Here is a 22,059-nt window from a genome sequence, read left to right on the forward strand (position 1 = left end):
GAGTTATGATTGTTTGAAGCATAACTAATGTCTGCTCAGGAGCCTGGCTTATGTCTCCTTCAACCCTGCAAGCCCCTACTGTCGATTGGCAAGCCGTCATGGCTGAAGCCTCTGGAGCTTGTTTCGTGGCCATCGGCGGCAGCTTGCGGCCCAATTCTTTGACTTATCAGGCGCTAGAGGTGGTGCGGCGCGAGTTTGAGAGGTTGAGGCTTCTCTTGCACATCCTCGACCTGCGGCAAATGAAGTTGCCCTTTGCCGATGGTTCGGAATCCTACCCGGACTATCCCGACGTGGAGGTTTTGCGGGCAACAATGAAGCGGGCCGATGGGATCATCCTGGCTAGCCCTGAGTACCACGGCGGCATCAGCGGCAGCCTGAAGAATGCTCTCGATCTCTTGAGCTTTGAACACTTAGAGGGCAAGGTCTTCGGGCTGATCAGCGTTTTGGGCGGTGAGAGCAACAGCAATACCCTCAACCAGATGCGTTTAATTGTGCGGTGGGTGCATGGCTGGGCGATCCCGGAGCAGATTGCCATTGGTCGGGCTTGGAGCGCCTTCGATGAGCAGGGCAACCTCAAGGACGAAAACCTACGCCAGCGCTTGCAACGCTTTGTGCAGAGCTTGGTCACCAACACCTCCAAACTGCGCGGGTCCCGGCTCCCAGCTCCTTGAAAAGGGCCTAGGTTCCCCAGCAGCCCCATTTTCAAGAGGGGCTTCCCCTTTCCTGGGAGAGGGGCTGACGCCCAAGTAACGGCATGGCTAAGGTGGGCCAAGAGAAAGCTGCGGCCGCTTTCCCTCTGCAGAAACCTGCATAACCCACGTCGGGCCATGGTTCAACCTCCTTCCCCCTATTCTTCCAGTGGAGCTGGGGCCATCTCTCCCCTAGTTGCCCTACAGGCAACCTTGCAACAGATGCGGGAGCAGAGCGATGCCAATGCCCTCATTCAGCTCACGCTGGAGTATGTCAAGGCGGTGTTTGGGGCGCCGCTGATCTGGCTGGCCTTTTATGACTATCAAAATCACCAGTTGCTGGGTCAGGGAGGGTTTAGCCTTGTGGAGGAGCCAACTCTCTTGCGAGGGGTGCATCCCCTGCAGCCGGGGGAGATCTTGGAGCAGGTGGTGATCGAGCAGCGGCCCATCAGCGTGCCCGATCTTTCCCAGGAGCCGCGCATGGGCCTTTGGCAGCGGGAAGCCAGGCGCCTGGGCGGGATCCAAGGCTGCTTCATCTACCCCTTTTCAGCAGCAGGGCGGCGGCGCTGCCTGGGGATCCTGATGCTGGGATCCCAGATGTGGGGGGTTACCACCCGCGAGGAAGAGAAAGCGCTCCTGGGGATTTTGCTGGGCCAGTTGGCCGCCTCTTTGCAGGAGCTGGAAAATGCCTGGAGGCAGCAGAGCGAAAAACGCCTTGAGGATTCGCTCCTGAGGCTGGGAACGGCGATATGCCAGGCGGGATCCCTGCAGGAACGGGTCAGCCTGGTGAGGCAGGAGCTGCAGACTTGCCTGGGCGCCGTCCATATCCAGGTGTACTGGCACGAGCGCAGCCGGGGGCGGTTTGTTCCCCATGGAAGCGCCTCTAGACCCAGCCAGCCACCTACTCCTGCCCCCATGTCCAAAGAGGCCAAAGCAGGAGCAGCGTCGCCAGGAGATGGCGGCCTTTCGCTGCGGGAGTTGGGAGATATGTACTACACCCTCGCCGATGGCCAGGTGGTGGTAGGCGGCACAGGGACGACCCGCTCCGAGATCCCCCTCAAGCTGATGCAGCAGTTGCGGGCCCAGGCGGCCTTGGCCGCCCCCATCTTGCTGGAGAAAGATCTGCTGGGGTTCATTTGGGTGCAATCGGATGTGCCCCGCACCTGGCAAGCTGTGGAGCGCCAGTTGGTGGCCGCCGCCGCCAATGGGCTGGCCTTAGCCGCCCCCCTGGAAAATCTGGATCGCCGCATCCGCCAGTTGGCCGACGAGCAAGAGTTTGTGCAGCAGGTGGGCCGTTCGCTTTACAACCCGGCGGAGCTGCCGCAGGCTCTCCAGCAAGCCGTCGTCGGCCTGGGCCAGCGTCTGCAAGCCAGTGCGGTGGCCGTCCTGACAGTGGATCCCGATAGGCCGAACCCCCGCCTCTTCTCCGAGTACCGCAGCGAGGGCAAGCAGGCTCTGCCGCCGCAGTTCAGCTCCTTAAGCGAGCAAGACTGGCAGGATCTGCTGCGCAGCGAGGTGGTGGCGGCGGAAAACTACAACCAGGATCTGCGCCTGCTCTCCTGGCGGCAAGAACTGGCCCCTTTGGGGGTGCGCTCCCTCATGCTGACTCATACCGGCGCCAGCGGCACTGCCACCCCCGAAGGGCTGATCCTAGTGCTCCACCCGCGGCCAAGGGCTTGGAGCCGAGAAGAACGGCAACTGCTGCGCGGGACTGCCCAACAAGTGGGATTGCTCCTGCGGCAACTTCGGTCTCAGCAACGGCAGGAACGGCAAGAGCACTTGCTCAGCGGCCTGATCGCCACTTGTCTGACTTTGCAAAACCTGGCCACCCCTGAGGCTCTCTACGCCACCATCGCCCAACAGGCGGCCCAACTCCTCCAGATCCCTTTGGCGCTGGTGGTCAGTTGGCAGCCGGGGGAGAGCCGGGCCTGCTTGCAGCCGCCCTTTGCCGCTGCCCCCGAGTTTTGCCCCAGCGGCCCCACTGAGATCAATCGGCAGGATCCCTTGCTGGCCGCTGCGCTGCAGGCGAGGGGTCCCCTCCTGCTTGCCCAAGACCAGATCCCGGCTGCCAGCCGCGCCTGGTTAAACTCGGTGGGCCTGGGATCCTGGCTGCTGGTGCCCTTGGGGGAGACGGATCCCTCGCTGCCGGAGCCCCTGGGGGTTTTGATCCTGGGAGCAGAGGCGGACAGAGTCTGGGAGGCAGAGGAGCAGGCGGCTGTGACGTTGATGGCCCAAACCTGTGGCTGGACGCTGCGGCGCTTGCTTTGGGTGCAAACTTTGCAGGAGCGGCAGGAGGTGCTCAGCGAGTTGAATTGGTACAAGCACCGCCGCCTGCTGGATCTGCAAAATGCCCTGCTGGACGGCCTGCGCCGCCTTGGCCAAGTGCCGGGCATCCGGGGAGATGAGGCCACCCGCTGGCAAAAGGTGGTGGAAATCGGCAGGGAGCTGCGGGATCTGGCCGTCTTCGCCGAGCCGCTGTTGCAGACGGAAACGTGGCAGGTGCAGCCGCAGTTGCTGTCGGTGCCCCTAGCAACCTTGGTGCGCAAAAGCCTGCGCCGAGTGGAGGGCCTGACCCAAAAACGCAAGCTGTGGCCGCGCGCCCACGGCGACCTCAGCCTCGTCGTCCAGGGCGATGTCGGGCGATTGGAGATGATCCTCTGGGAAGTGCTGCTGGCCGCTGCCTTGCGCAGCCCGGAGGGGGGGCGGCTGGATCTGTGGAGCCAAGCCACAGAGGGCTATGCAGAGCTGCTGGTGGTGGATCAGGGCAGCTTCGATCCCCACCTGCTGACGGCCTTGCAATGGGATCCGCAACAGGTCATCTACGCCGATCCCCTCTTCCAATCGCCGCTCTCGGCGAGCCCCGGCCTGGAACTTGGCCTGTGCCAACGGCTACTGCAGCGGATGGGAGGGCAGCTCTCCTTCTATTCCTCTGGGGATGGGCGCTCCGTTGCCCGGCTGCTCCTGCCGCTGGCTGGCAAGGAACTGCGTCCCCCGGCCGTAGCCTCAGGGGGACAAGGCCCTCAGCAGCCAAAACAGGGGCAGCAGGGCCAGCGCCCCGCGATCTAGCTGCCGCAGGTGTAGGCGGTGCCAGCGCAAGGGGTGGTCGGGGCCGGTCAGCCCACGCGCCTGCATGGCCATGGCTGTCTGCTCTGCCCGCAGGAGCAGGTTTTCAAAAAAGCGCTCCACCAGAGCCAGCAGGGTTTGGATCCCGCCCCGGAAGCTGAGGGATCCCCAGCGGACATCGCGGGTGCGCACCGCCCGCACCAGGTTTTGCACCTCCTCCATCACCAGCGGCAGAAAGCGCAGCGCCAAGGTGAGAGTGAGGATCACCTCCGCAACTGGCCATCCCCAGCGTTTTAGAGGCTGCACCAGGTGGCCGATCCCCTCTGTGATCTCTTCTGGGGCTGTGGTCAGCAAAAACAAATTGGTGGCGTAGAGCAGCGTAAAGATGAGGGTGCCCAGCCGCAAAGCCACCGACAGGGAACGGCGGGACACCTGAAAGGTTCGCTCCCCTAGGGAAACCTGCAGCAAGCGGTAGCGGTAGGGAGTCGGCCAGGCACGGGTTTGCTCCCGCCAGGCCCGCTTGGCTGCTGCGCGGGATCCCTCTTCCACCCCCCCGTCATAGCCGGGGATGAGCCCATAGCCCACCACCTGCGCGTCCTGCCGCTGCGGCTGCGGGAAAACCCCCAACCCATCGGGAGCGAAGCTGGTGATCCCAAAAGTGAGCAGGCTGAGGGCTAACACCAGCGAGAGCTGGCCCGACCAGACCCGACGCGGCAGGCGGGCTGCCACCGTCAAGAACAACAGAACCGCCACCACGGCCAGGCGCCAGCCATTGCCAGCCAAAATTGGGCTGAGCAGAAAGCTGAGCAGCCAGGCCAGCTTCACGCGCGGATCGAGGCGGTGCAGCCAGGTGCGCGGCTCTTCCAGGTAGATTCCCAGCGGGGCATTGCGCAGAATATCCACTGCAGGCAAACGGGAGACAGGTTATCCCCCAAAAGGAGAACGGAAGCTGGCAGCAGGAAAGGCTTAGAGTCGCTCCACCAGACGGGTTGAGCCGGATTGGGCAGCGACCCATCCCCCTGGGGCCCCCTCTCGCTCAACGCGCAACCAGACAGGCACCTGTCCTTCGCCAGCCTGCACCTCTACCACCCGCAGCAAAGCTTGGCGCGGGGCGGCCCCGACGATAGCCCCAGTCAGGCTGGGCTGCTGGCGAATGTTAATGCCCTCATTGGCAATCACCCGCACCTGTCGCACACCCCGCCACTCGGCCAGAGGGCCGGTCAATTCAGGCTCAGGCGTGGGTTCTGGCTGGCCCGGAGCGTCGATGGCAACCGGCGGCTGCTCCAGTTGCACCTGGGGCTGCTCCAGCGGCGGCGCTGGCGGCGTGAACAGGCTCCTCAGCATCTGCCAGATCACCAGCAGGGAGAGGATGCCCACGCCGACCACTCCGGCCAAGCCGATGCCGAGGGGAATGGCAGGGCGCTCACCCCGACCACGGCGGGATCCCAGGCGGCTGCGGCGGTAACGCTCCACCTCCTGCGATCCCCACTCGTGGGCGTGTGGGATCCCTTCCTCGAAGGGGGGCTTGGCCGGCCCCTCGCCGCGCCGGTAGGCGGGCAAATCGGACATACGCGGGGGCTCTGGAGGAGGCGCTGTCCCTCCCCGCGGAAAGGGGGCGGGCGGGCGAGGCGATTCTTGTGTTTGCTCAGTTAGGCGTGGGCCACCCACCATAGCAGGCAAATGGGGTGCGGGGTGGAAAGATGGGGGAGATAGCGTCCCCGCCGGCGAGCTCTCGCGACTGGGCATCTCGTCCAGGTAAGCCTGAACCTGGGGGTTGTCGAAGTAAGCTTGCAAGGTTGCTTGGGCAGTTTCCAGGCCGCGAAACTCTGGGAACACCTCCTCTTGAAACCACCTTTCTGTGAAGCGGCACAGACCCGGCAGATGGTCAGGGGAGCCGGCGGAGTGTTCTTCGATAAACTGCAGGGCCTCTGTTTCTTGGCTGGAGCGCAGATGGTCAAGCGCCTCCTCGGTCTGCCCCAGCAACAGGCTGCAGATGGCCTGCTCCAGATGGACATCCTGCCGCTGGGCCAGGCGGGCCAAGTAGCCGCGGGCACGCCGCACCAAGGCCGGACGTTTTTCCAGATAGCCTGCTGCCAGCAACACCTGCACGGCCAAGTAGGCGGCCACCAGCGAGGGACGCTCGGCCTCTCGCTCAAACAGCTCCTGCTGTTCTTGGAGAGTAAGGTGACGGCGCACCCGCTGGATGAAGCGCAAGAAATCTTCTGTGCTGAGGCCAGAGCCATCCTGCCCACTTCCTTCAATGCCACCCCGCTCGTCCAGCATGGCTTTCAGGAGGGCAAGCCCTTGCTGCCGCGCCAGGACAGGATCGGCAAGCGCCTCTTTGCCGATTTGGGCGGGGGCGCTAGTCTCAAGGCTGAGGAGCTGCAAAATGCGGTAGGGACGCAGCTTGCCCAGATCAAGGCGGAGCTCTGCTTGCAGCTGCGGAAAAGCCTGATACTCCTCCAGCTCCGCCAGGCCCGCCTGCAGAGAGCGCGCCGCCTCTTCGTAGGATCCCTGTTGCCAGGCTTCCCGGCCCAGCTCCAACCGGGCGATGGCCCGCGCCAAAATGGCGTCAGAACGGGCAGGGTGGCCCTGCTCCAGCATCTGTTGAGCCAAATCTAAGGCCGCTTGGTACTCTCCGACTTCGCAATACAAACACAGCACTCCTGGCAAGAGGGGCTCTTCCACCGTCAGGGTGGGATCCGCCGGTGTCAGGTGTTCGTCGTAGTTTTGTCGCGCCTCTGGGTTAAGCAACACCGAGGCTGCCTCTTGAATAAGCTGAGCGCGAGCTTCCACGGCCTGCGGCGAAAACCCCAGCAGCCAAGAGCGCTCGCCCGGCTTGGGATCGAGCCGCTCTCGGTAGGCCTGCTCGATCTGATGCTCGTCCGCCCGTGGTGACAGCATCAAAACCCGGTAGTAGTCGAGGGGCACCCGCACCGTCATGGCTTTTGTCCGCTTTCCTGCTCGCGTCAAGGCGTCTTTGGACACCTGACCCCTATCGACTTAACTGTAGTCCTTTTCCTCGGCAAAAGGGATCCCCTCTTGCCTAGAGCCTACCAGTCCCAGCTCCCCGGCTCCCCCTTGAAGGGGCCTACGACCTTGGAGGTAATCCAGCCGCCGTAGAAATCTCCCGGCTGGGGCCGGACTCGTTCTCCATCCACCCGGCACTCCTGCACGCGGCCCGCATAAAAAGCGAGGTGGTCGCGGATGGGCCAAAACTCCGGGCTGGGATCCGGATAGCTCCAGGCGGCATCCACGGCCACCTGGGATCCAACTTGCACCGTCCAGTAGCGGGCAGATCCTTTGAACTCGCAGAAGGAGGTGCGGGCGCTGGGGCGGAGATACTCCAGCCGCACATCGGCGGGGGGGATGTAGTAGGTGGGCGGGTGGCTGGTTTCCAGGATGCGGTAGCAGCGGCAGCTGTGGGCGATGAGCTCGCCATTAAAGAAAACTTCCACCCGCTCGGCGGTTGGCTCCAGGCGGGGCGGGCGCGGGTAGTCCCAGACGGATTCTTGTCCGGGCCGGGGCGGGATGGGCCGGGGGCGCATGGGCAGTCTCCAAAACAGGACGGATGCACCTAGAGCAGGCGGGTGGCCTCTACCAGTTTGGCGTACTGCACCAGCAGCAGAGACTGGTGCTCCGGCAACACCTGAATCACCCCTTGCTGTTGCAGGCGGCCCAGCACCGCCGCCGCTACCTCCCGGCTGACCTGGCTGATATCGGCCAAATCCTGGAGGGGAGGGTAAACAATGCGCACGCCCTGCTCGGTTTTCTCGCCAAAGGCCTCTGCCAGTTGTACCAGCGCATGCACCACCCGCAGCGGGGGGCTTTGTCGATCCAGATCGGCCTGCAAATTGGCCAGGCGCAGGCGGCGGGAGAGGCTGCAAGCCAGGCGATAACACAGGTGCGGCTCCTGCAGCATCAGCGCCTTGAAGGTGGCCGCCGGGATCCCGGCCGCCCGCAGCGGGGTCAGGGCCAGCACATCCCGCGAGCGGGGGGCTTCGTCCAGCACCGCCATTTCCCCCACCCAAGCGCCCGGCCCGAGCAAAGCCAGGGTTTGGGCGCTGTCTTGTGTCCCTTCTGCTGTGCGAATCCCCACAGACCGCCGCACCTTGGCCCAGCCAGAGAGGATCAAATAAACGACGTTGCCCCAGGCATCCTGCATCAAGAGCGCCTGTCCTGCCGCAATATCCCGCAGCTTCACCTGGGATCCCAACCATTGCAGAGAGGCTGCTGAGAGTTGGGCCAGCGTCGGCACCGCCTTGAGCTCGGAGAGGAGGGCAGCAGAGACATCAGAATTCATGCCGGTTGACCCTAGCGCAAGCCCACTGTAGCCCAGTCGCCGGCTCAAGGGCTATCCTGCAGAGTGTTCGCCCTAGGTCGGGTCCCCTGCCCCAAAATCCGAGAGCTTGTAGCCGCTGCGGCCTCTGGAACCTTTGCAGCTGCCTTGAGTTTGGGGAGTGGGGGCCGAGCGGGAGGAACTCAAACTGCGCCATTATCGTCTAGCTAACAGAGGTTCTGCTTGGGAGGGGATCCCTCCGTCGTTGTCCTTCGATAATCTATGGGTACCTATGGATGCTGCCCTCAGCGACATCAGTGGCCAGCGCTGGTCGGTCTGGGTGAAGGACGTGCCTGTGCGGCCCGAAAAGCTCGCTGACGTGGATCTGGTGCTGCTCTGCCAGCAGGGATCCCGGCCCCACCGCGAGGCCTTCGCTGAGCTGATACGCCGTCACCAGGCCTATGTGGACAAGGTGCTCTACCACCTGGCCCCCGACTGGCCTGACCGGCACGACCTGGCTCAGGAAGTCTGGATCCGGGCCTACCGCCACCTAAAGCGGCTGCAGGAGCCGGCGAAGTTTCGCAGTTGGTTGGGGCGGATTGCCACCAACCTGTTCTATGACGAGCTGCGCAAGCGCAAACGGCAGCAGCAGCCCCTTTCTTTGGATGCCCCGATTTCGATGCGGGACAGTGAGGTGGAATGGGAGCTGCCCAGCGAGAGCCCTAGCCCCCATGAGCACCTCACCACCTGCGAGTTTTACGAGCAATTGCACCAAGCCGTCCGCGACCTGCCTCAGGTTTTTCGCCAGACAATCCTGCTGCGGGAAATTCAGGGGATGGCCTACGAGGAAATTGCCGAGATCACAGGAGTGTCTTTGGGCACCGTTAAGTCTCGCATTGCCCGCGCCCGCGCCCGCTTACAATCCACCCTAAAACCCTACCTCGATGGTGAATGACCATGGTTCGCGGCAACCTTAACCCCGACCGCGAGGACTCCCAGCCAGAACTGCCGCTGGTGGAGGAGCGCTTTGAACAGTTGAGCGCCTACCTGGATGGGGAATTGTCGCCCCAAGAGGCGCGGCAGGTGGAAGACTGGCTGGCCAGCGATCCCCAAGCGCGGCAACTGTACAGCCAACTGGCAGCCTTGCAGGCCGGCTTGGCCAACCTCAAGGCCCCAACTTTGGATCCTGGCCAAACAGAGCTGCTGATCAGCCGCGTGTTCGAGGAGCTGGACCGCAGGCCGGCGCTCGATCTGAGCTGGCGGCGGTGCAGGGGCACCCCTTGGGGACGGGTGGCAGCGGCTGGGGTGGCCTTGGCGGGAGCCGGCTGGGCAGGCTGGCGTTGGTCGCATCCCCAGCCGTTGGTGTCGCTAGAGGAGCCGCCGGTGCGGGTGGCCATCGTGCCTGCCTCTGCCCGGGTTGCCCAGCGCTATCTGTTCGAGCCGGGGCAAAAACAAGATGCCTACTCAATTTTGTTTGAGACAACGCCGAACCTCGGCGACGAGGTGAGCTGGGAATGATTCTGAGCAGGCTTGAGAAAGATTGAGGAGTGGAGGGTGGAAAAAGCAGTTCGCGGAGCTTGCGGTTTGGCAGTTTGCCTTTGGCTAGTTAGTCTGGGATCCTTGTCGGCCCAGGCTGACCCCAGTGGCAGCCATTTCGCAGCGCCGCAGGACTCACGTCCTTATCCCCATGCCCTGGAGCCCACCAACCTGCCCTCACCCAGATCCCGTCTCACCCAACCGCTGGCCGGCTCTCAGGCTTCCACCCCCGCCCAAAACCAACCGGCCTCTCCCGAGATAGAGCTATCGCCTTTTCCCGATTTCCCCCTCCTTAAGGAGTTGGATCCGCCCCTCCCCACCTTGGCCGACCTGGGCATCCATTGGGATCGCCTGGCTCTGCTGCCCGACCTCGAGCTGGCCGAGGAAATGGATAGGGAGTTCAGCCGCCGCTTGGCCCGCCTGAACCGGCAGATTGCCAACCAACAAGAGCGCCTCTACCGCCTGTTGCAAACCTGGGACTCTGACGAGGCCGATATCCGTCAAATTCAGGCCCAACTGAGCCAGTTGCGCACAGAACGGGATCGCCTGGCGCTGGAACACCTGTTGCTGCTGCGGCAGTTGCAAGAGAACTTCGCCCTGCCTCTACCGGCCCGCTCTGCCGCCAGCTCTCCCTGAGGTGGGCCCAAGTTATGATCGGCAGAGGGCAACCACTGACGGAGCTGAGCGATGGCCCAAGTGCCCAGCAACCCAGAGATCGAGCAGTTGGCCGCTGCCATTGGCGAGGAAGTTTACATCGATGTAGCCCGCTGGCACCTCTACCTGCGGGATGCCCATCTGCACACCCTCTTGGCAGAACAACTGGCCCCCCAGGTGAGGGCAGGCAAGGTGGATGAGGACGCGGTCACGGAGATCTTGCAACGGATCCCGGTAAAAGTGGGGGGTGGGCGCAAAGAATTGCCCCTGGCGGATCTGTTGCCGATGCAAAGCCTGCTGAACTTGTTGGATGTGCTGGAGGAGTTCAGCCGCAAATGGGCTCAGTAGAGGGGGAGAAAGCATTGCAGCATCAGCTCAATCGGCTCAAGCAGTCTAGGCGGTCGCTGCCTCCAGCCGGCACCTGGCTCAGGGCCGCTGGTTTTGCCTTGCTGCTGGGGCTGTTGTCGGCCTGTCAGGGAACCGAGTGGGGAGAGCGGCTGCAAAGAGCGGTGCGACCGGTGGGCCTGCCTCCCCCTCTCTCCGCCGACCGACCGGAGACGCCCACGCCTCTGCCGGGATCCCGCTCCCCCTCTGCTCCTGCCACCCCCCCTGCTTCCTTCACGCCCCCGCCCAGCCAGGTCAGCAGCCGTTTCACGGATCTGGAGCCCGGATCCCTGGTGGCCCGTGCTGTCTCTGATCTGGATCGGCTGGGTGTCTTTGCCGATATTGTTGGCAGTGAGTTTCAGCCGCAGCGTAGCGTTCGTCGCGGCGAATTTGCCCGCTGGTTGGTGCTGGCCAACAACGTCATTCACGCCGACCAGCCCAGCCGCCAAATCCGTTTGGGATCCGCTGGCGAGCGCCCCTTGTTTTTGGATGTGCCGGAGGAGGATCCCAACTTTCGCTACATCCAGGCCCTGGGAGCTGCCGGCCTGGTGGTCGGCGATGCCAACCGCGAGTTCCGCCCCAACAGCCTGCTGTCGCGGGCAGAGCTGATCCGCATGAAGGCACCTCTGGATTTGCCGCCCGGCCAGATCAAGGGATCCCGAGCAGAGCTGGAGGAGCGTTGGGGCTTTACCGATGCGGCCCAGATCCCCGACGAGGCCGTTGCCCCCCTGGTGGCGGATCGCAGCCTGGAGAATGCCTCCACGGTGTTGCGCACCTTCGGCCCCATCCGCACGTTTAACCCCTTTGAGCCGGTCAGCCGCGGGGAAGCGGCGATTGCCCTTTCGGCCTTTGGGGAGCGAACGGCTCAGGAAGCTGCCTTGCCAACCCCAACTCCCGCAGCCGAGCCCCCCGACCCTGAGCCTTCTCCTCCTGTTGCCGAGCCAGACCAGACCCCTTCCCCTCCTCCCACCCCTGAGGGCGACCCCTCTCCCAGCGCCACTGGCAACTCTAAACCTCCAGCCGTCACCCCAGGGGCAGGGGAAATTGTGACGCCGCGCGAGCCTCAGCCCTAAATTGAGGGCGATCCCAGCGTAGAAGCGGAGAGGGCCGCAGCGCTTAACCCCCTCTCCTGCTTCGCCCCCCTGAGGCTGGATTGCAAAAGGACCAACCCCCTGGCTGCTCTTGTTGTTGGCGGCGGAAAAATGCTAACTCTCTTGCTGCTCCACAGGGCAAGCTCCTCCCCGCCTATAAAATGGGAGAAGCCAACTTGGAAAATCGACAGGGATCCCGTCTGTGTCTGCGACTGTTCCCGAAATTCGCTCGGAAGACCTGCTGCGCTACACCGTAATCGGGTCGCGGCGGCCCAGCGTCTACTTTTGGGCGGTGGCGCTGACAGGGGGTGGGCTGGGCTTTACCCTGGCGGGTCTTTCCAGCTATTTCCACCGCAACTTGCTCCCCTTTTCCGATCCCGCCAGCCTGGTGTTCATTCCCCAGGGCATTGCCATGCTCTTCTACGGCGTGCTCGGATCCCTGGCGGGGCTGTATCAATGGCTGAGCCTGTACTGGAACCTGGGGGGCGGCTACAACGAGTTCGACCGCCGCACCCAGAAGATAACCCTGGTGCGGCAGGGCTTTCCGGGCAAAAACCGCGAGGTGCGCCTAGAATACGACTTTGCCGAGGTGCAAAGCCTGCGGGTGGAGCTGCGAGAGGGCTTCAACCCTCGCCGCGCCATCTACTTGCGCATAAAAGGACGCGGCGACATCCCCCTCACCGGCGTCGGCCAGCCCCCTCCCCTGGCCGAGATCGAAAACCAAGCCGCTGAGATCGCCCGCTTTCTCAATGTCAGCCTAGAAGGTATTTGAGATTCTGTTTGGTTGTGGACGGCTGCTGGTCAGGGATCCCAGGAATTGAGATAGCCCAGAAACCGTCTCAACAACATCGGGTCAATTGTCCCAGTAAATTTCCCCTTCCGAAGGGAGAAGGGCTGGGGGTAAGGGACCCGTGCCTTGCGGCGCCCTTGAGGAAGGTCTAGGAACCGCGGCTAGGCAAAGCTGCAGATCCTGCAACGGCCAGAGAAGGGCTGGCCGACCCTGGAGCAAAAGCCTGGGCTGTCGGGAACCCCAAAAACGGGCTTTGCTCCACCGCCTGAGTGGAGAGGGTAAATAGAGGATTGGAGAGGATGCCAGCGAAGATGGTGGCCACCAGCGTCACCACCATGCCCACCCGCAAAGCCGGCATGCCCTCGGCCTGCCAGTCGGTTGGGGGGTAGTTTTGCACCGAAAGCGACATCTCCTGCGGCTCTTTTACCACCATGGTTTTCACCACCCGCACGTAGTAGTAGATGGAGATGACGCTAGTCACCAGGCCCACCAGCACCAGCGTGTATTCTCCTGCCTGCCAGCCGGCCCAGAAGAGATAGAGCTTGCCGAAAAAGCCGGCCAGCGGCGGCAACCCGCCCAGGGAGAGCAGACAAATGCTCAGGCAAAGGGTGAGAAAGGGATCCTTCTGATAGAGGCCGCTGTACTCGTTGATTTCGTCGGTGCCAGTCTTGAGGCTGAAGAGGGTGACACACAGAAAAGCCCCTAGGTTCATGGCCAAATAGACCATCAGGTAAAAAATCAAGCTGGCATAGCCCGCTTCGGTGCCCGCCACCAAACCGATCAAGACAAAGCCCGCCTGCCCAATAGAAGAATAGGCCAGCAGTCGTTTGAGGCGGGTTTGGGCAATCGCCACCACATTCCCCAGCACCATGGTCAAAATGGCCAGCACCGAGAGCACCGCCCGCCACTCTTCTGTCATCGCCGGAAAGACGGTGGCCAAAAAGCGAATGGCCAGGGCAAAGCCTGCCGCCTTGGATCCCACCGACAAGAAGGCCACCACCGGCGTTGGGGATCCCTCATAGACATCAGGAGTCCACTGGTGGAAAGGCACCGCCGCCAGCTTAAAGCCAATGCCGCCCAGGCAGAACACCAAAGCGAGGATCCCCACCAGCCCGGCATTGGCCAGGTAGGGCGCAATAGCCGCCAACTGGGTCTGCCCCCCCGACAGGCCATAAAGCAGCGACATGCCGTAGAGGAAGATAGCGGTGCTGCTGGCCCCCGTCAACAGATACTTCAGGGCCGCCTCGGAAGAACGCGGATCCCGCTTGGTGTAGCCGGCCATCAGGTAGCTGGCGATGCCCAGCGTTTCCAAGGAGACGAACACCATGATGAGATCCGTCGCCCCGGCGAGGAACATGCCCCCCAAGGTGGCCGTGAGGAGCAGCACATAGAACTCGCCCGTGGGCGCGCCTGCCTGGAGGAAGTAGCGCTCCGCCATCATCACCGTCAGGGCTGCCGTCGCCACCACCAGGCCGCGGAAGAGAATGCTCACCGGATCCGCGGCAAAGCTGCCCAAGAAGCTCTCCAACTGGGGCTGCTGCCATTGCAACACCAAGGTCACCAAGGCCCCAAGCAAACCAAAGAGGGAGAGGGCCGGAAGACTTTTGCGCGCCGCCGACCCACCCACCAAATCCACCACCAGGACGATCAACAGCGTGAGGGTAACCACCACCTCCGGCCAAATGGCGCCGGCATGCAGGTTTCCGGTTGGGGCGAAGACATCCATAGGGGAAGACTATGAAGAGAGATTAACGGGATCCAAAGCCAGCATACCGCGATTTCCGGCCTCCCTAGCTTGCTTCTGGCATTTCTTCTCCCAATTGTCTCCATCGACACTTCCTGGTTTCAAGAAAGCTTGGCGCTGGAGGTGAGCACCAATCGTAGGCGAGCGTGGATGAGGCTTAAGTCGGCCAAGCCCAGGTCGATCTCGCCGTCGATGACGATCCCGGTGTTGATCAGCCGATCCAACAGTTCCAGCAGGGATCCCTCGCCGTGGGGTTGGCCGGGGTAGTAGTCCCCCTGGCGGGGCAAGAGAGAGCCCAGATCCCCCAGATCTAGGTTGAGCTCTGCCGGGTCGATCTCCAGCAGGGCGCAGAGTTGCCGAATTTGCTGCCGCAGGGCCTGGAGGCTGCTGCCGGCCCGCTCGATTTGCTCGGCAGAAAGGCGGTTGGCCTCCATCTGTCGCACCACTTGCGCTTCCATCAACTGCCGCAGCAGCTCCACCAAGGTCAGCACCAGCGAGGCCAAACCGGCTTCCGGGCGTTTCCGGCCAGGGGTGAGCCGGGCCCGGCTCAAGTCTTCCGGGCTGGCCGGGCTGATAGCAAGGCGGGGGGAAGGAGCAGCCAACCACTGCTCAAAGGGCTGGAAGAGCTGTTCCAGGCTAAGCAAATGGAGGTGGGGATCCCGCGCCGCCTCTTGCCGCTCTTCGGGCAGGTTGTAGCCCCAGGCAGCCAAAAACAAGAGCACCTGCTCCAGGTCCGGCACCCTTTGCACCTGGCGCAGCGTCTGCAGGCGATCCTCGACAAACCAGAGTTCCTCAGGCGCTACCTGGGTCGCTGCTAGCAGCCGCCGGAGGGTGGTGGCCTTGGGGGCGCGCACCTCCTTGCCCAGGATACGGTGGCGCGGCAGCTGGATCCCTTCGCGGAGCAAAAGCTGCTGGATAAACCGCCCCTCCTTGGTGCTGAGAATGGCCAGGCGGGGCTCGCCAGCAGCCTGGATCTGGCGCATCCAAGCCGCCACTCCCGGATAAAAGCGGTGCAGCCCCAGCCAGCCCTGCAGATCTTCTTCGATCCAGCGATCCCGCACCTCATCCAGCCTTTGGGCTAAAGCCTGCTCGGAGATCCCCGCTCCCTGCAACAACCGCTGCCGCCAGCCGGGCCAGTCTTGGCGCAAAGCGTCTTCGGGGATCCCTTGCTGCAGCCCCCACAGCAGCAGGGGCATCTCCCAGCCGGTCTCGATCAGCGGGCGCAGGCGGTCGAAGGCAGGGCGCAACGACTCCAACTGGGCAGGAGCAAGGCCCCACACCTGGGCGCAGACCCGACAGGAAGAGGCAAAATACTCCGCCCGCCCGTCGCAGAGCACACCATCAAAATCCAGAGCCAAAATGCGGGGGGACATTCGCCGGGGCCTAGCGAACTCCATACCTGAGTCCCCCATAGAGCAAGTTGCAAAAATGGGGCCAGAGGCCAAGTTAATTTAACCAAACTGTTTTGCCGGATTGGCCCAACCTAGTTCGATTCCGAGATGCGAACAGACTTGATCTCCACCGGCTTGAGGGGACGATCCTGCGGGCCGGTGGGTGCAGTAGCAATTTTATCCAACACGTCCTCCCCCTCGATTAGTTGCCCAAAGATGGTGTAGTTGGGCGGCAGGGGATAGTCGGCATGCATGATAAAAAACTGGCTGCCGTTGGTGTTGGGGCCGGCATTGGCCATGGCCAAGGTTCCTCGCGTGTAGGGGCGCTGCACCGGCTCATCGGGAAAGCGGTACCCCGGCCCGCCTCGCCCCGTGCCGGTGGGATCCCCGCCCTGAATCATGAAGCCCCGAATGACACGGTGAAAGATGACGCCATCGTAGAAGTGATCCCGGGCCAAAAAGACAAAATTGTTGACGGCAAGGGGAGCTTCCTGCGGGAACAGCTCCAAAACCATCGTGCCGGCGGTGGTCTCCAGCGTGGCCGTGTAGGACTTGGCCGGGTCGATCACCATGGGGGGAGGACTGTTGTAGGTTTTCACGGTTTTGCCCAACTGTTGTGCCAGGAGCAAATCGTAAGAAGAATGCGGGCGGGCCAGAGCCGAAACAACGCCGGATCCCACCCAAAGCAGCACTGCCAGCAAAGCCAGCTTGAACAGGTGGGTGATGCCAGAGGGCACGCGCACGTTTCTTGCCAGAAAGCTCCGCCCCTATCCTACCAGGATCCGTCCGGCCTTACTCATCCCCCGACCGGAATGGGGGTTTGGCCCGCCGCACCAGCCAGTAGCTAACGGAGAGGGCTAGCGTTGCCGCTGCCAGCCCAATGAGATCTAGACCCCCCAGCTTCTCAAAATCAAAAATAATGATCTTGCGCGCCACCGCGATCAAAGAGGTAACAATCACCAGCTCCACCTGCACCACCTGCTTTTGCAAGTAGGCGGTAATGTTCTCCAGAATCTCCAGCGCGATCAGGATATTCAAAAAAAGGCCGAAAATCTCGATCAAAGTAGTGGAGAAAAACCCGGTTGGCTCCCGCAGCAGATCGGCCACCAGGAAGCGGGCCAAATCCACCACGGCCACCACAATCAGGCCGATCATCAAGATGGAAAGCAGCTTCGAGATCAGGCTTTCGATGCGGGTGATGGCCCGCAAAAAGGGATCCTCCTCTTCGGTTTCGTGAGGATTGTGCAACAGCCACTTGAGAAACCGCATCGACAACCCTTCCCCCCTGCGTCCGGGATCCCATTATCTGCCCTAACCGTTAGCTGGAAGAGATCCCTTGGGGCGACGGTTGCGACACCGTTCAGAACAGTATTTCACCTCTGACCAACAGTCGGCCCACTTCTTGCGCCAGGTGAAGGGCCTGCCGCAGGTGAGACAGATTTTGCTGGGCAAATCCGACTTTTTTCGGTGGCGGGGCATAGCGCGCTAGAAACGACAACTCTTGAATTAACCCCAATGCCCTAGCCTGTGTTCTGCAACTGCAGGGCTTGCGGCCGGGAACGGCTGCGCAAAGCAGCCTCGATCAGCCCCAAAAAGAGGGGATGGGGACGGTTGGGGCGGGAGCGAAACTCGGGATGGAATTGGGTGGCGATGAAAAAGGGGTGGCTGGGCAGCTCGATAATTTCCACCAGGCGGTTATCGGGCGAGACACCACTAATCACGTAGCCGGACTCGAGGAATAGGCTGCGGTAGGCGTTGTTGAACTCATAGCGATGGCGGTGGCGCTCATAGACAATTGACTCACCGTAGAGCTTGGCCGCCAGGGTGTCGGGCAGAATGCGGCAGGGGTAGAGGCCCAGGCGTAGGGTTCCCCCCAAATGTTCCACATCTTTTTGCTCTGGCAACAGGCTGATGACGGGGTGGGGGGTGTCGGGATCGAACTCATAGCTGTTGGCCCGCTCCAGGCCGGCAATGTTGCATCCCCAGTCGATCACCGCACACTGCATGCCCAGGCACAGCCCCAGAAAGGGAATGCCCCGCTCGCGCACGTAGCGAATGGTGGCCACCTTGCCCTCGATGCCGCGGCTGCCAAACCCACCCGGCACCACCACGCCGTCTACATCGGCCAGCAGGGCTTCTGGCCCCCGCTCCTCGACTTCCTCAGAAGAGATCCAGCGCAAAGTAACGCCGGCATTGAGAGCCAGGCCCGCATGGCGCAGGGCTTCCGCTACCGAGAGGTAGGCGTCGGTAAGGCGCACGTATTTGCCGACAATGGCGATCTCCACTTGCTCTTGAGGGTGGTGCAGCCGCTGCACCAGGAGCTCCCACTCGCGCAGATCCGGCTGCTGCGGCTCCAGGTTGAGGATCTGCAAAACCCGCTGCGCCAACCCTTCCTGCTCCAGCACCAAGGGCACATCGTAGATGCTGGGGGCATCCTGGGCCTGGATAACACATTCCACCGGCACGTCGCAAAACTCGGAGATCTTCTCCTTGATGCTGCGGGGCAAGGGCTGCTCGCAGCGGCACACCAACACATCTGGCTGAATCCCAATCGAGCGCAGCTCCTTGACTGAGTGCTGAGTGGGCTTGGTTTTCATTTCCCCCGCCGCCTTGATGAGAGGCACCAGGGTGACATGCACATAGGCCACGTTGGCGCGGCCCACGTCCTTGCGGAACTGGCGGATGGCTTCCAAGAAGGGCAAAGACTCGATATCCCCCACCGTGCCCCCCACCTCCACCAGCACCACGTCGGGGTTGGTCTCGCGGGCCACCCGCCGGATGCGCTCTTTGATCTCCTGGGTAACATGGGGGATCACCTGCACCGTGCTGCCTTGGTAATCCCCCCGCCGCTCTTTGTAGATCACCGCCTGGTAGATGGCGCCGGTGGTGACGTTGTTGAGCTTGGACATGTTGGTGTCGGTGAAGCGCTCGTAGTGGCCCAAGTCCAAGTCTGTCTCGGCGCCATCGTCGGTAACAAACACCTCCCCATGCTGGTAGGGGCTCATCGTGCCGGGATCCACATTGATGTAGGGATCCAGCTTCAAAATCGACACGGTGTAGTTGCGGGACTTGAGCAGACGCCCCAAGCTGGCTGCCACGATCCCCTTGCCAATGCTGGAGACGACTCCGCCGGTGATGAAGACAAACTTGGCCATACCCCCGATCCCTTGCCCTCTTCTGATTATGCCAGGGATCCCAGGGCTTCCTTAGGGCCGAGAGCGGATGGGGCCGTTGTAGAGGATGGTGGTCTGGAAGGTGCGCCGATCCACCCGCACCTGGGTTTCGATGCTGGGCTGGACGAAGCCGGGCTCGCCGCCGCGGAAGGTGAAGATCCAGGCATCTTCCAACTCTTCAAAGGGCGCGTCGATGGCCGCCCCGTGCATGGCAGCTTCGGCGCGGTAGCGCTGCAAGCCCCCGTTGGCAATTTCAGCCGCTTGGCGGGCCAAGTTCTTGGCCCGGTTGAGATCGCGGAAGTAGCGGCTGATTTCCTCAAAAGTCCCCGTCGGCAGCGGCCTTGGCCGGGGGGGTGTGGGCGGCACAGGCCGCGGATCTGGCACAATCGGCAGAGTGGGAATATCCTGGCTAGGGGGCAGCGGCTCGACTGGAATCGGGGTTCTGGCAGGTTCTGGAAAAAGGGGGGTGACCACCTGCGCCTGGGCAGAAGGCAGGAATCCCCAGATTACAACGCCGCCCAGGCAGAGACGGAAAATGGACTTCATAGAGCCATGCCGATGTGAATTTTTCAATCCCCACTCTACTGAGCCTCTAGTTAGGAAAGTAGAGGCAAAAGCCCGGACTCTTTTTCCACCAGCAGCTAGGCACGTGGGTTGTCTGCGCAACCGGCTTTGTCCTCCCCTGGCGCCTGTTAGCATCCTGAAACGGGATCCTTTGCAGAAGTTGCCATGGAGTTTGTTACACTTGCCAAGACGGGGCTCCGGCTGAGCCGCGTGGGGTTGGGCACCTGGAGCATGACCGGGGATTGGTGGGGGCCAGCGGATCCCCAGGAAGCGTATGCCACCCTCCGCAAGGCCATTGACCTAGGGATTACCCTCTTTGACACGGCTCCGGCCTACGGCCGCGGCCTTTCGGAAGAGCTTTTGGGACGGGCCATCCGGGATGCCGGCTGCCGGGATCGAGTGGCGATCGCCACCAAGGCCGGCCTGCAGTGGACTAACAGCAAGGTGGTGCGCAACTGCAGCCTAAGTTGGCTAGCTCAGGATCTGGAAAACTCCCTTCGCCGCCTGCAAACCGACGTGATCGACATCTACCAGGTGCATTGGCCGGATCCCTTGGAGCCCCTGGAGGAGACGGCTGCCTTTTTCGGCCGCTTGCTGCAGCAGGGCAAGATCCGCGCCATTGGGGTGAGCAACTTTTCTCCAGAGCAGATGGAGCGCTTCCGCCAGGTGGCTGTATTCTCCCTGATCACGATAGTTGGGACTTTCGTATCTGAGATGACACTTTTGCCGGGGTTGAGTGCCTAAACTGACTCGATAACCCTAGTAATTCTAATGATGCCGGTACTTTCAGAACTTGCCCGCAGCCAGGGTATTGATTATTTCCTGATCTCATTTACGGATTTGTTTGGCACGCAGCGCTCCAAGTTGGTGCCTGCTTCAGCAATTGACCGCATGGCCGATGGGCAGGCAGGTTTTGCGGGATTTGCTACGTGGTTGGATTTGACCCCTGCGGATGCGGATGTGTTTGCCCAGCCGGATCGCCAGCGCCTATTCCAATTACCTTGGCAACCAGAGGTGGGGTGGATGCCTGCGGATTTGATTCAGGCCAACGGGGAGCCTTTGGAACAAACGCCACGCTGGGTGCTGAAAAAGGTGTTGGCGCAGGCAGAACGCCTGGGTTTCCGGGTCAAGACGGGGGTGGAATGTGAGTTTATGCTCCTATCCCCTACGGAGTGGGCCATTTCCGATGGGCAGGATTGCCAAGCCAAGCCGTGCTACGACCAGCAAAGCCTGATGCGTCGTTTTGCGGTGATTCGGGGTATCTGCGATGGGATGCAAAAGCTGGGTTGGCATCCCTACCAGAGCGACCACGAGGATGCTAACGGGCAGTTTGAAATGAATTGGTTATTTGACGATGCGCTGGTTACCGCCGACCGTCATGCCTTTTTCAAATACATGGTGAAAAGCATTGCGGAACGGCACGGCTATCGGGCGACGTTCATGCCCAAGCCATTTCCCCATCTGACGGGCAATGGTTGCCATACCCATCTGTCGGTTTGGGATGTGACCGGGACAACCAATTTGTTTGCCGATGCCAAAGGGGAACTGGGTCTCTCGTCGCTGGCGTATTACTTTATCGGCGGGGTGCTGTACCATGCTCCGGCGTTGTGTGCCCTGACCAACCCGACGGTGAATTCCTATCGCCGTCTCCATGCGCCGCCTACGGCTTCGGGGGCCACCTGGGCACCTGCCACGATTAGCTACAGCGGCAACAACCGCACCCACCTGATTCGCATCCCTGAGCCGGGTCGGTTTGAGTTGCGTTTGGCTGATGGTGCGGCTAACCCCTATCTCCTGGCGGCGGGTCTGATTGCAGCGGGGCTGGATGGGATTTGTCACCAGCGTCACCCTGGTACTCGTTGCGACAACAATACCTACACCGACCCGATTCCCGGATTGCCGACTCTGCCTACGTCCCTAATAGAAGCGCTGGAACATTTGGATCGCAGTGCCATGTTTCGGGCGGCTTTGGGGGATGCTTTCGTTGATGCTTACGTGAAGTTGAAAAAACAGCAATGGCAGGAGTACAGCCGCCAGATTACTCCCTGGGAACGAGAAACAACCCTGGACTGCTAAAGGGTTGCCTAGGATACGATGGCAACGGCAATGTTTGTCTAAAATTACCGGGGAATATGTTGACTCCAAGGGGCTTTTATGGCGGGTATGTCAGCCAATCGTACTGTGGAAGCGTGGCCATGTGATCCCCACCGTCTGATTCCAGCAGAAGTGCTCAAGCAACTCCATGTGCGCTCCGACCGGGCGGGATGGGTGCAATTACTGATGCACCTAGCAGTTATGGGGGTCAGTGGGAGTCTGTGGTGGACCCAGATGGGATGGCGCTGGTGGGTTGCCCTGCCTGCGTTGGTGGTTTACGGAACCAGTTTGGCGACCATGTTTGCGGCGTTGCACGAATGCGTCCATCGCACGGCTTTTGCCAGCCCCAAAATCAACGACGGTGTTGCTTGGTTTGCAGGGTTGCTGTCGTTTTATAACAGTACCTTTTACCGCTACTACCACACGTGGCATCATCGCTACACGCAAATTCCCGGCAAGGACCCGGAGCTAGAGGATGGCAAGCCCCAGAATTGGCGGCAGTATCTGCTGGAACTCAGTGGTATTCCCTGGTGGATCGGCAAGCTCAAGACGTACTTTTACCTGGCGACAGGACAACTGCAGCGATACCCTTACGTTCCCGAAGCGG

Annotated in this window: 22 protein-coding genes; 12 read left to right on the plus strand and 10 right to left on the minus strand. The window is 61.9% G+C overall.

Going from position 1 to position 22,059, the window contains the following annotated elements:
- Window positions 1–50 precede the first annotated feature (50 nt).
- Window positions 51–671: an NADPH-dependent FMN reductase gene (locus tag SYN63AY4M2_RS00390; RefSeq protein ID WP_240527366.1), complete on the plus strand. Its 621-nt coding sequence runs from the start codon at window positions 51–53 to the stop codon at window positions 669–671.
- A 156-nt stretch (window positions 672–827) separates the two neighbouring features.
- A complete protein-coding gene (locus SYN63AY4M2_RS00395; RefSeq protein WP_011430340.1) occupies window positions 828–3,755 on the plus strand; it encodes a GAF domain-containing protein in 2,928 nt (975 codons plus the stop codon).
- Here SYN63AY4M2_RS00395 and SYN63AY4M2_RS00400 read toward each other — a convergent pair.
- The 4 genes from SYN63AY4M2_RS00400 to SYN63AY4M2_RS00415 form a co-directional block, all read right to left on the minus strand.
- A complete protein-coding gene (locus tag SYN63AY4M2_RS00400; protein ID WP_011430339.1) occupies window positions 3,693–4,655 on the minus strand; it encodes a CbiQ family ECF transporter T component in 963 nt (320 codons plus the stop codon). The two genes, SYN63AY4M2_RS00395 and SYN63AY4M2_RS00400, sit on opposite strands and share 63 nt — an antisense overlap.
- Before the next feature lie 63 nt (window positions 4,656–4,718).
- A complete protein-coding gene (locus SYN63AY4M2_RS00405) occupies window positions 4,719–6,740 on the minus strand; it encodes an SH3 domain-containing protein (RefSeq protein ID WP_228375202.1) in 2,022 nt (673 codons plus the stop codon).
- Window positions 6,741–6,805: 65 nt separating this feature from the next.
- Complete coding sequence (locus SYN63AY4M2_RS00410) at window positions 6,806–7,300, minus strand: DUF427 domain-containing protein (protein ID WP_011430337.1); 495 nt, start codon at window positions 7,298–7,300, stop codon at window positions 6,806–6,808.
- A 29-nt stretch (window positions 7,301–7,329) separates the two neighbouring features.
- On the minus strand, window positions 7,330–8,055 hold the full coding sequence (locus SYN63AY4M2_RS00415) for a Crp/Fnr family transcriptional regulator (protein WP_099812102.1): 726 nt from the start codon (window positions 8,053–8,055) through the stop codon (window positions 7,330–7,332).
- A gap of 268 nt (window positions 8,056–8,323) precedes the next feature.
- Between SYN63AY4M2_RS00415 and SYN63AY4M2_RS00420 the strand changes: the two genes are divergently transcribed.
- The 6 genes from SYN63AY4M2_RS00420 (at window position 8,324) to SYN63AY4M2_RS00445 (ending at window position 12,468) form a co-directional block, all read left to right on the plus strand.
- The gene (locus SYN63AY4M2_RS00420; RefSeq protein ID WP_011430335.1) at window positions 8,324–8,986 is read left to right on the plus strand and encodes a sigma-70 family RNA polymerase sigma factor; all 663 of its coding nucleotides are present in this window, start codon (window positions 8,324–8,326) and stop codon (window positions 8,984–8,986) included.
- A complete protein-coding gene (locus SYN63AY4M2_RS00425) occupies window positions 8,983–9,549 on the plus strand; it encodes a zf-HC2 domain-containing protein (RefSeq protein ID WP_071813516.1) in 567 nt (188 codons plus the stop codon). The genes SYN63AY4M2_RS00420 and SYN63AY4M2_RS00425 overlap by 4 nt, the downstream gene beginning before the upstream one ends.
- A gap of 66 nt (window positions 9,550–9,615) precedes the next feature.
- Complete coding sequence (locus SYN63AY4M2_RS00430) at window positions 9,616–10,203, plus strand: hypothetical protein (protein ID WP_228375200.1); 588 nt, start codon at window positions 9,616–9,618, stop codon at window positions 10,201–10,203.
- Window positions 10,204–10,254: 51 nt separating this feature from the next.
- Window positions 10,255–10,569, plus strand: coding sequence for a DUF3181 family protein (locus SYN63AY4M2_RS00435; RefSeq protein WP_011430332.1), 315 nt, complete (start codon window positions 10,255–10,257; stop codon window positions 10,567–10,569).
- Window positions 10,557–11,678: an S-layer homology domain-containing protein gene (locus SYN63AY4M2_RS00440; RefSeq protein WP_011430331.1), complete on the plus strand. Its 1,122-nt coding sequence runs from the start codon at window positions 10,557–10,559 to the stop codon at window positions 11,676–11,678. Before SYN63AY4M2_RS00435 ends, SYN63AY4M2_RS00440 begins: the two co-directional genes overlap by 13 nt.
- A gap of 220 nt (window positions 11,679–11,898) precedes the next feature.
- A complete protein-coding gene (locus SYN63AY4M2_RS00445) occupies window positions 11,899–12,468 on the plus strand; it encodes a photosystem I assembly protein Ycf4 (protein ID WP_099812104.1) in 570 nt (189 codons plus the stop codon).
- A 166-nt stretch (window positions 12,469–12,634) separates the two neighbouring features.
- On the opposite strand, the gene SYN63AY4M2_RS00450 is transcribed toward SYN63AY4M2_RS00445, so the two are convergent.
- The 4 genes from SYN63AY4M2_RS00450 to SYN63AY4M2_RS00465 all read right to left on the minus strand — a co-directional run bounded on the left by SYN63AY4M2_RS00450 (window position 12,635) and on the right by SYN63AY4M2_RS00465 (window position 16,890).
- Window positions 12,635–14,212 (minus strand): NAD(P)H-quinone oxidoreductase subunit N, encoded by a 1,578-nt coding sequence (locus tag SYN63AY4M2_RS00450; RefSeq protein ID WP_011430329.1) that lies wholly within the window; start codon window positions 14,210–14,212, stop codon window positions 12,635–12,637.
- A 119-nt stretch (window positions 14,213–14,331) separates the two neighbouring features.
- Complete coding sequence (gene gvpJ / locus SYN63AY4M2_RS13885; RefSeq protein ID WP_228375199.1) at window positions 14,332–15,603, minus strand: gas vesicle protein GvpJ; 1,272 nt, start codon at window positions 15,601–15,603, stop codon at window positions 14,332–14,334.
- Between the two features lie 110 nt (window positions 15,604–15,713).
- The gene (locus SYN63AY4M2_RS00460; RefSeq protein WP_011430327.1) at window positions 15,714–16,193 is read right to left on the minus strand and encodes a peptidylprolyl isomerase; all 480 of its coding nucleotides are present in this window, start codon (window positions 16,191–16,193) and stop codon (window positions 15,714–15,716) included.
- Between the two features lie 220 nt (window positions 16,194–16,413).
- A complete protein-coding gene (locus SYN63AY4M2_RS00465; protein ID WP_011430326.1) occupies window positions 16,414–16,890 on the minus strand; it encodes a phosphate-starvation-inducible PsiE family protein in 477 nt (158 codons plus the stop codon).
- Window positions 16,891–16,969: 79 nt separating this feature from the next.
- On the opposite strand from SYN63AY4M2_RS00465, the gene SYN63AY4M2_RS14420 reads away from it, so the two are divergent.
- A complete protein-coding gene (locus tag SYN63AY4M2_RS14420) occupies window positions 16,970–17,110 on the plus strand; it encodes a hypothetical protein (protein WP_346426042.1) in 141 nt (46 codons plus the stop codon).
- Window positions 17,111–17,141: 31 nt separating this feature from the next.
- On the opposite strand, the gene SYN63AY4M2_RS00475 is transcribed toward SYN63AY4M2_RS14420, so the two are convergent.
- Window positions 17,142–18,776, minus strand: a complete 1,635-nt coding sequence (locus SYN63AY4M2_RS00475; RefSeq protein WP_011430324.1) for a CTP synthase — start codon at window positions 18,774–18,776, stop codon at window positions 17,142–17,144.
- Between the two features lie 51 nt (window positions 18,777–18,827).
- Window positions 18,828–19,340, minus strand: coding sequence for a hypothetical protein (locus SYN63AY4M2_RS00480; protein WP_041438337.1), 513 nt, complete (start codon window positions 19,338–19,340; stop codon window positions 18,828–18,830).
- Between the two features lie 183 nt (window positions 19,341–19,523).
- On the opposite strand from SYN63AY4M2_RS00480, the gene SYN63AY4M2_RS00485 reads away from it, so the two are divergent.
- The 3 genes from SYN63AY4M2_RS00485 to SYN63AY4M2_RS00495 form a co-directional block, all read left to right on the plus strand.
- Window positions 19,524–20,102 (plus strand): aldo/keto reductase, encoded by a 579-nt coding sequence (locus SYN63AY4M2_RS00485; protein ID WP_240530459.1) that lies wholly within the window; start codon window positions 19,524–19,526, stop codon window positions 20,100–20,102.
- A 30-nt stretch (window positions 20,103–20,132) separates the two neighbouring features.
- A complete protein-coding gene (gene glnT / locus SYN63AY4M2_RS00490) occupies window positions 20,133–21,434 on the plus strand; it encodes a type III glutamate--ammonia ligase (RefSeq protein ID WP_206336886.1) in 1,302 nt (433 codons plus the stop codon).
- A gap of 150 nt (window positions 21,435–21,584) precedes the next feature.
- The coding region (locus tag SYN63AY4M2_RS00495) for a fatty acid desaturase (RefSeq protein WP_240530460.1) at window positions 21,585–22,059 on the plus strand (475 nt) is incomplete at its 3' end.

The organism is Synechococcus sp. 63AY4M2, from assembly GCF_002760475.1.
Taxonomy (GTDB): Bacteria; Cyanobacteriota; Cyanobacteriia; order Thermostichales; family Thermostichaceae; genus Thermostichus.

Coding starts and splice junctions, on each gene's coding strand:
- SYN63AY4M2_RS00390 (WP_240527366.1), top strand. CDS start 51: ATGTCTCCTTCAACCCTGCAAGCCCCTACTGTCGATTGGCAAGCCGTC.
- SYN63AY4M2_RS00395 (WP_011430340.1), top strand. CDS start 828: ATGGTTCAACCTCCTTCCCCCTATTCTTCCAGTGGAGCTGGGGCCATC.
- SYN63AY4M2_RS00410 (WP_011430337.1), bottom strand. CDS start 7,300: ATGCGCCCCCGGCCCATCCCGCCCCGGCCCGGACAAGAATCCGTCTGG.
- SYN63AY4M2_RS00415 (WP_099812102.1), bottom strand. CDS start 8,055: ATGAATTCTGATGTCTCTGCTGCCCTCCTCTCCGAGCTCAAGGCGGTG.
- SYN63AY4M2_RS00420 (WP_011430335.1), top strand. CDS start 8,324: ATGGATGCTGCCCTCAGCGACATCAGTGGCCAGCGCTGGTCGGTCTGG.
- SYN63AY4M2_RS00425 (WP_071813516.1), top strand. CDS start 8,983: ATGACCATGGTTCGCGGCAACCTTAACCCCGACCGCGAGGACTCCCAG.
- SYN63AY4M2_RS00435 (WP_011430332.1), top strand. CDS start 10,255: ATGGCCCAAGTGCCCAGCAACCCAGAGATCGAGCAGTTGGCCGCTGCC.
- SYN63AY4M2_RS00440 (WP_011430331.1), top strand. CDS start 10,557: ATGGGCTCAGTAGAGGGGGAGAAAGCATTGCAGCATCAGCTCAATCGG.
- SYN63AY4M2_RS00450 (WP_011430329.1), bottom strand. CDS start 14,212: ATGGATGTCTTCGCCCCAACCGGAAACCTGCATGCCGGCGCCATTTGG.
- gvpJ (WP_228375199.1), bottom strand. CDS start 15,603: ATGTCCCCCCGCATTTTGGCTCTGGATTTTGATGGTGTGCTCTGCGAC.
- SYN63AY4M2_RS00460 (WP_011430327.1), bottom strand. CDS start 16,193: ATGGTGATCGACCCGGCCAAGTCCTACACGGCCACGCTGGAGACCACC.
- SYN63AY4M2_RS00465 (WP_011430326.1), bottom strand. CDS start 16,890: ATGCGGTTTCTCAAGTGGCTGTTGCACAATCCTCACGAAACCGAAGAG.
- SYN63AY4M2_RS00475 (WP_011430324.1), bottom strand. CDS start 18,776: ATGGCCAAGTTTGTCTTCATCACCGGCGGAGTCGTCTCCAGCATTGGC.
- SYN63AY4M2_RS00480 (WP_041438337.1), bottom strand. CDS start 19,340: ATGAAGTCCATTTTCCGTCTCTGCCTGGGCGGCGTTGTAATCTGGGGA.
- SYN63AY4M2_RS00485 (WP_240530459.1), top strand. CDS start 19,524: ATGGAGTTTGTTACACTTGCCAAGACGGGGCTCCGGCTGAGCCGCGTG.
- glnT (WP_206336886.1), top strand. CDS start 20,133: ATGCCGGTACTTTCAGAACTTGCCCGCAGCCAGGGTATTGATTATTTC.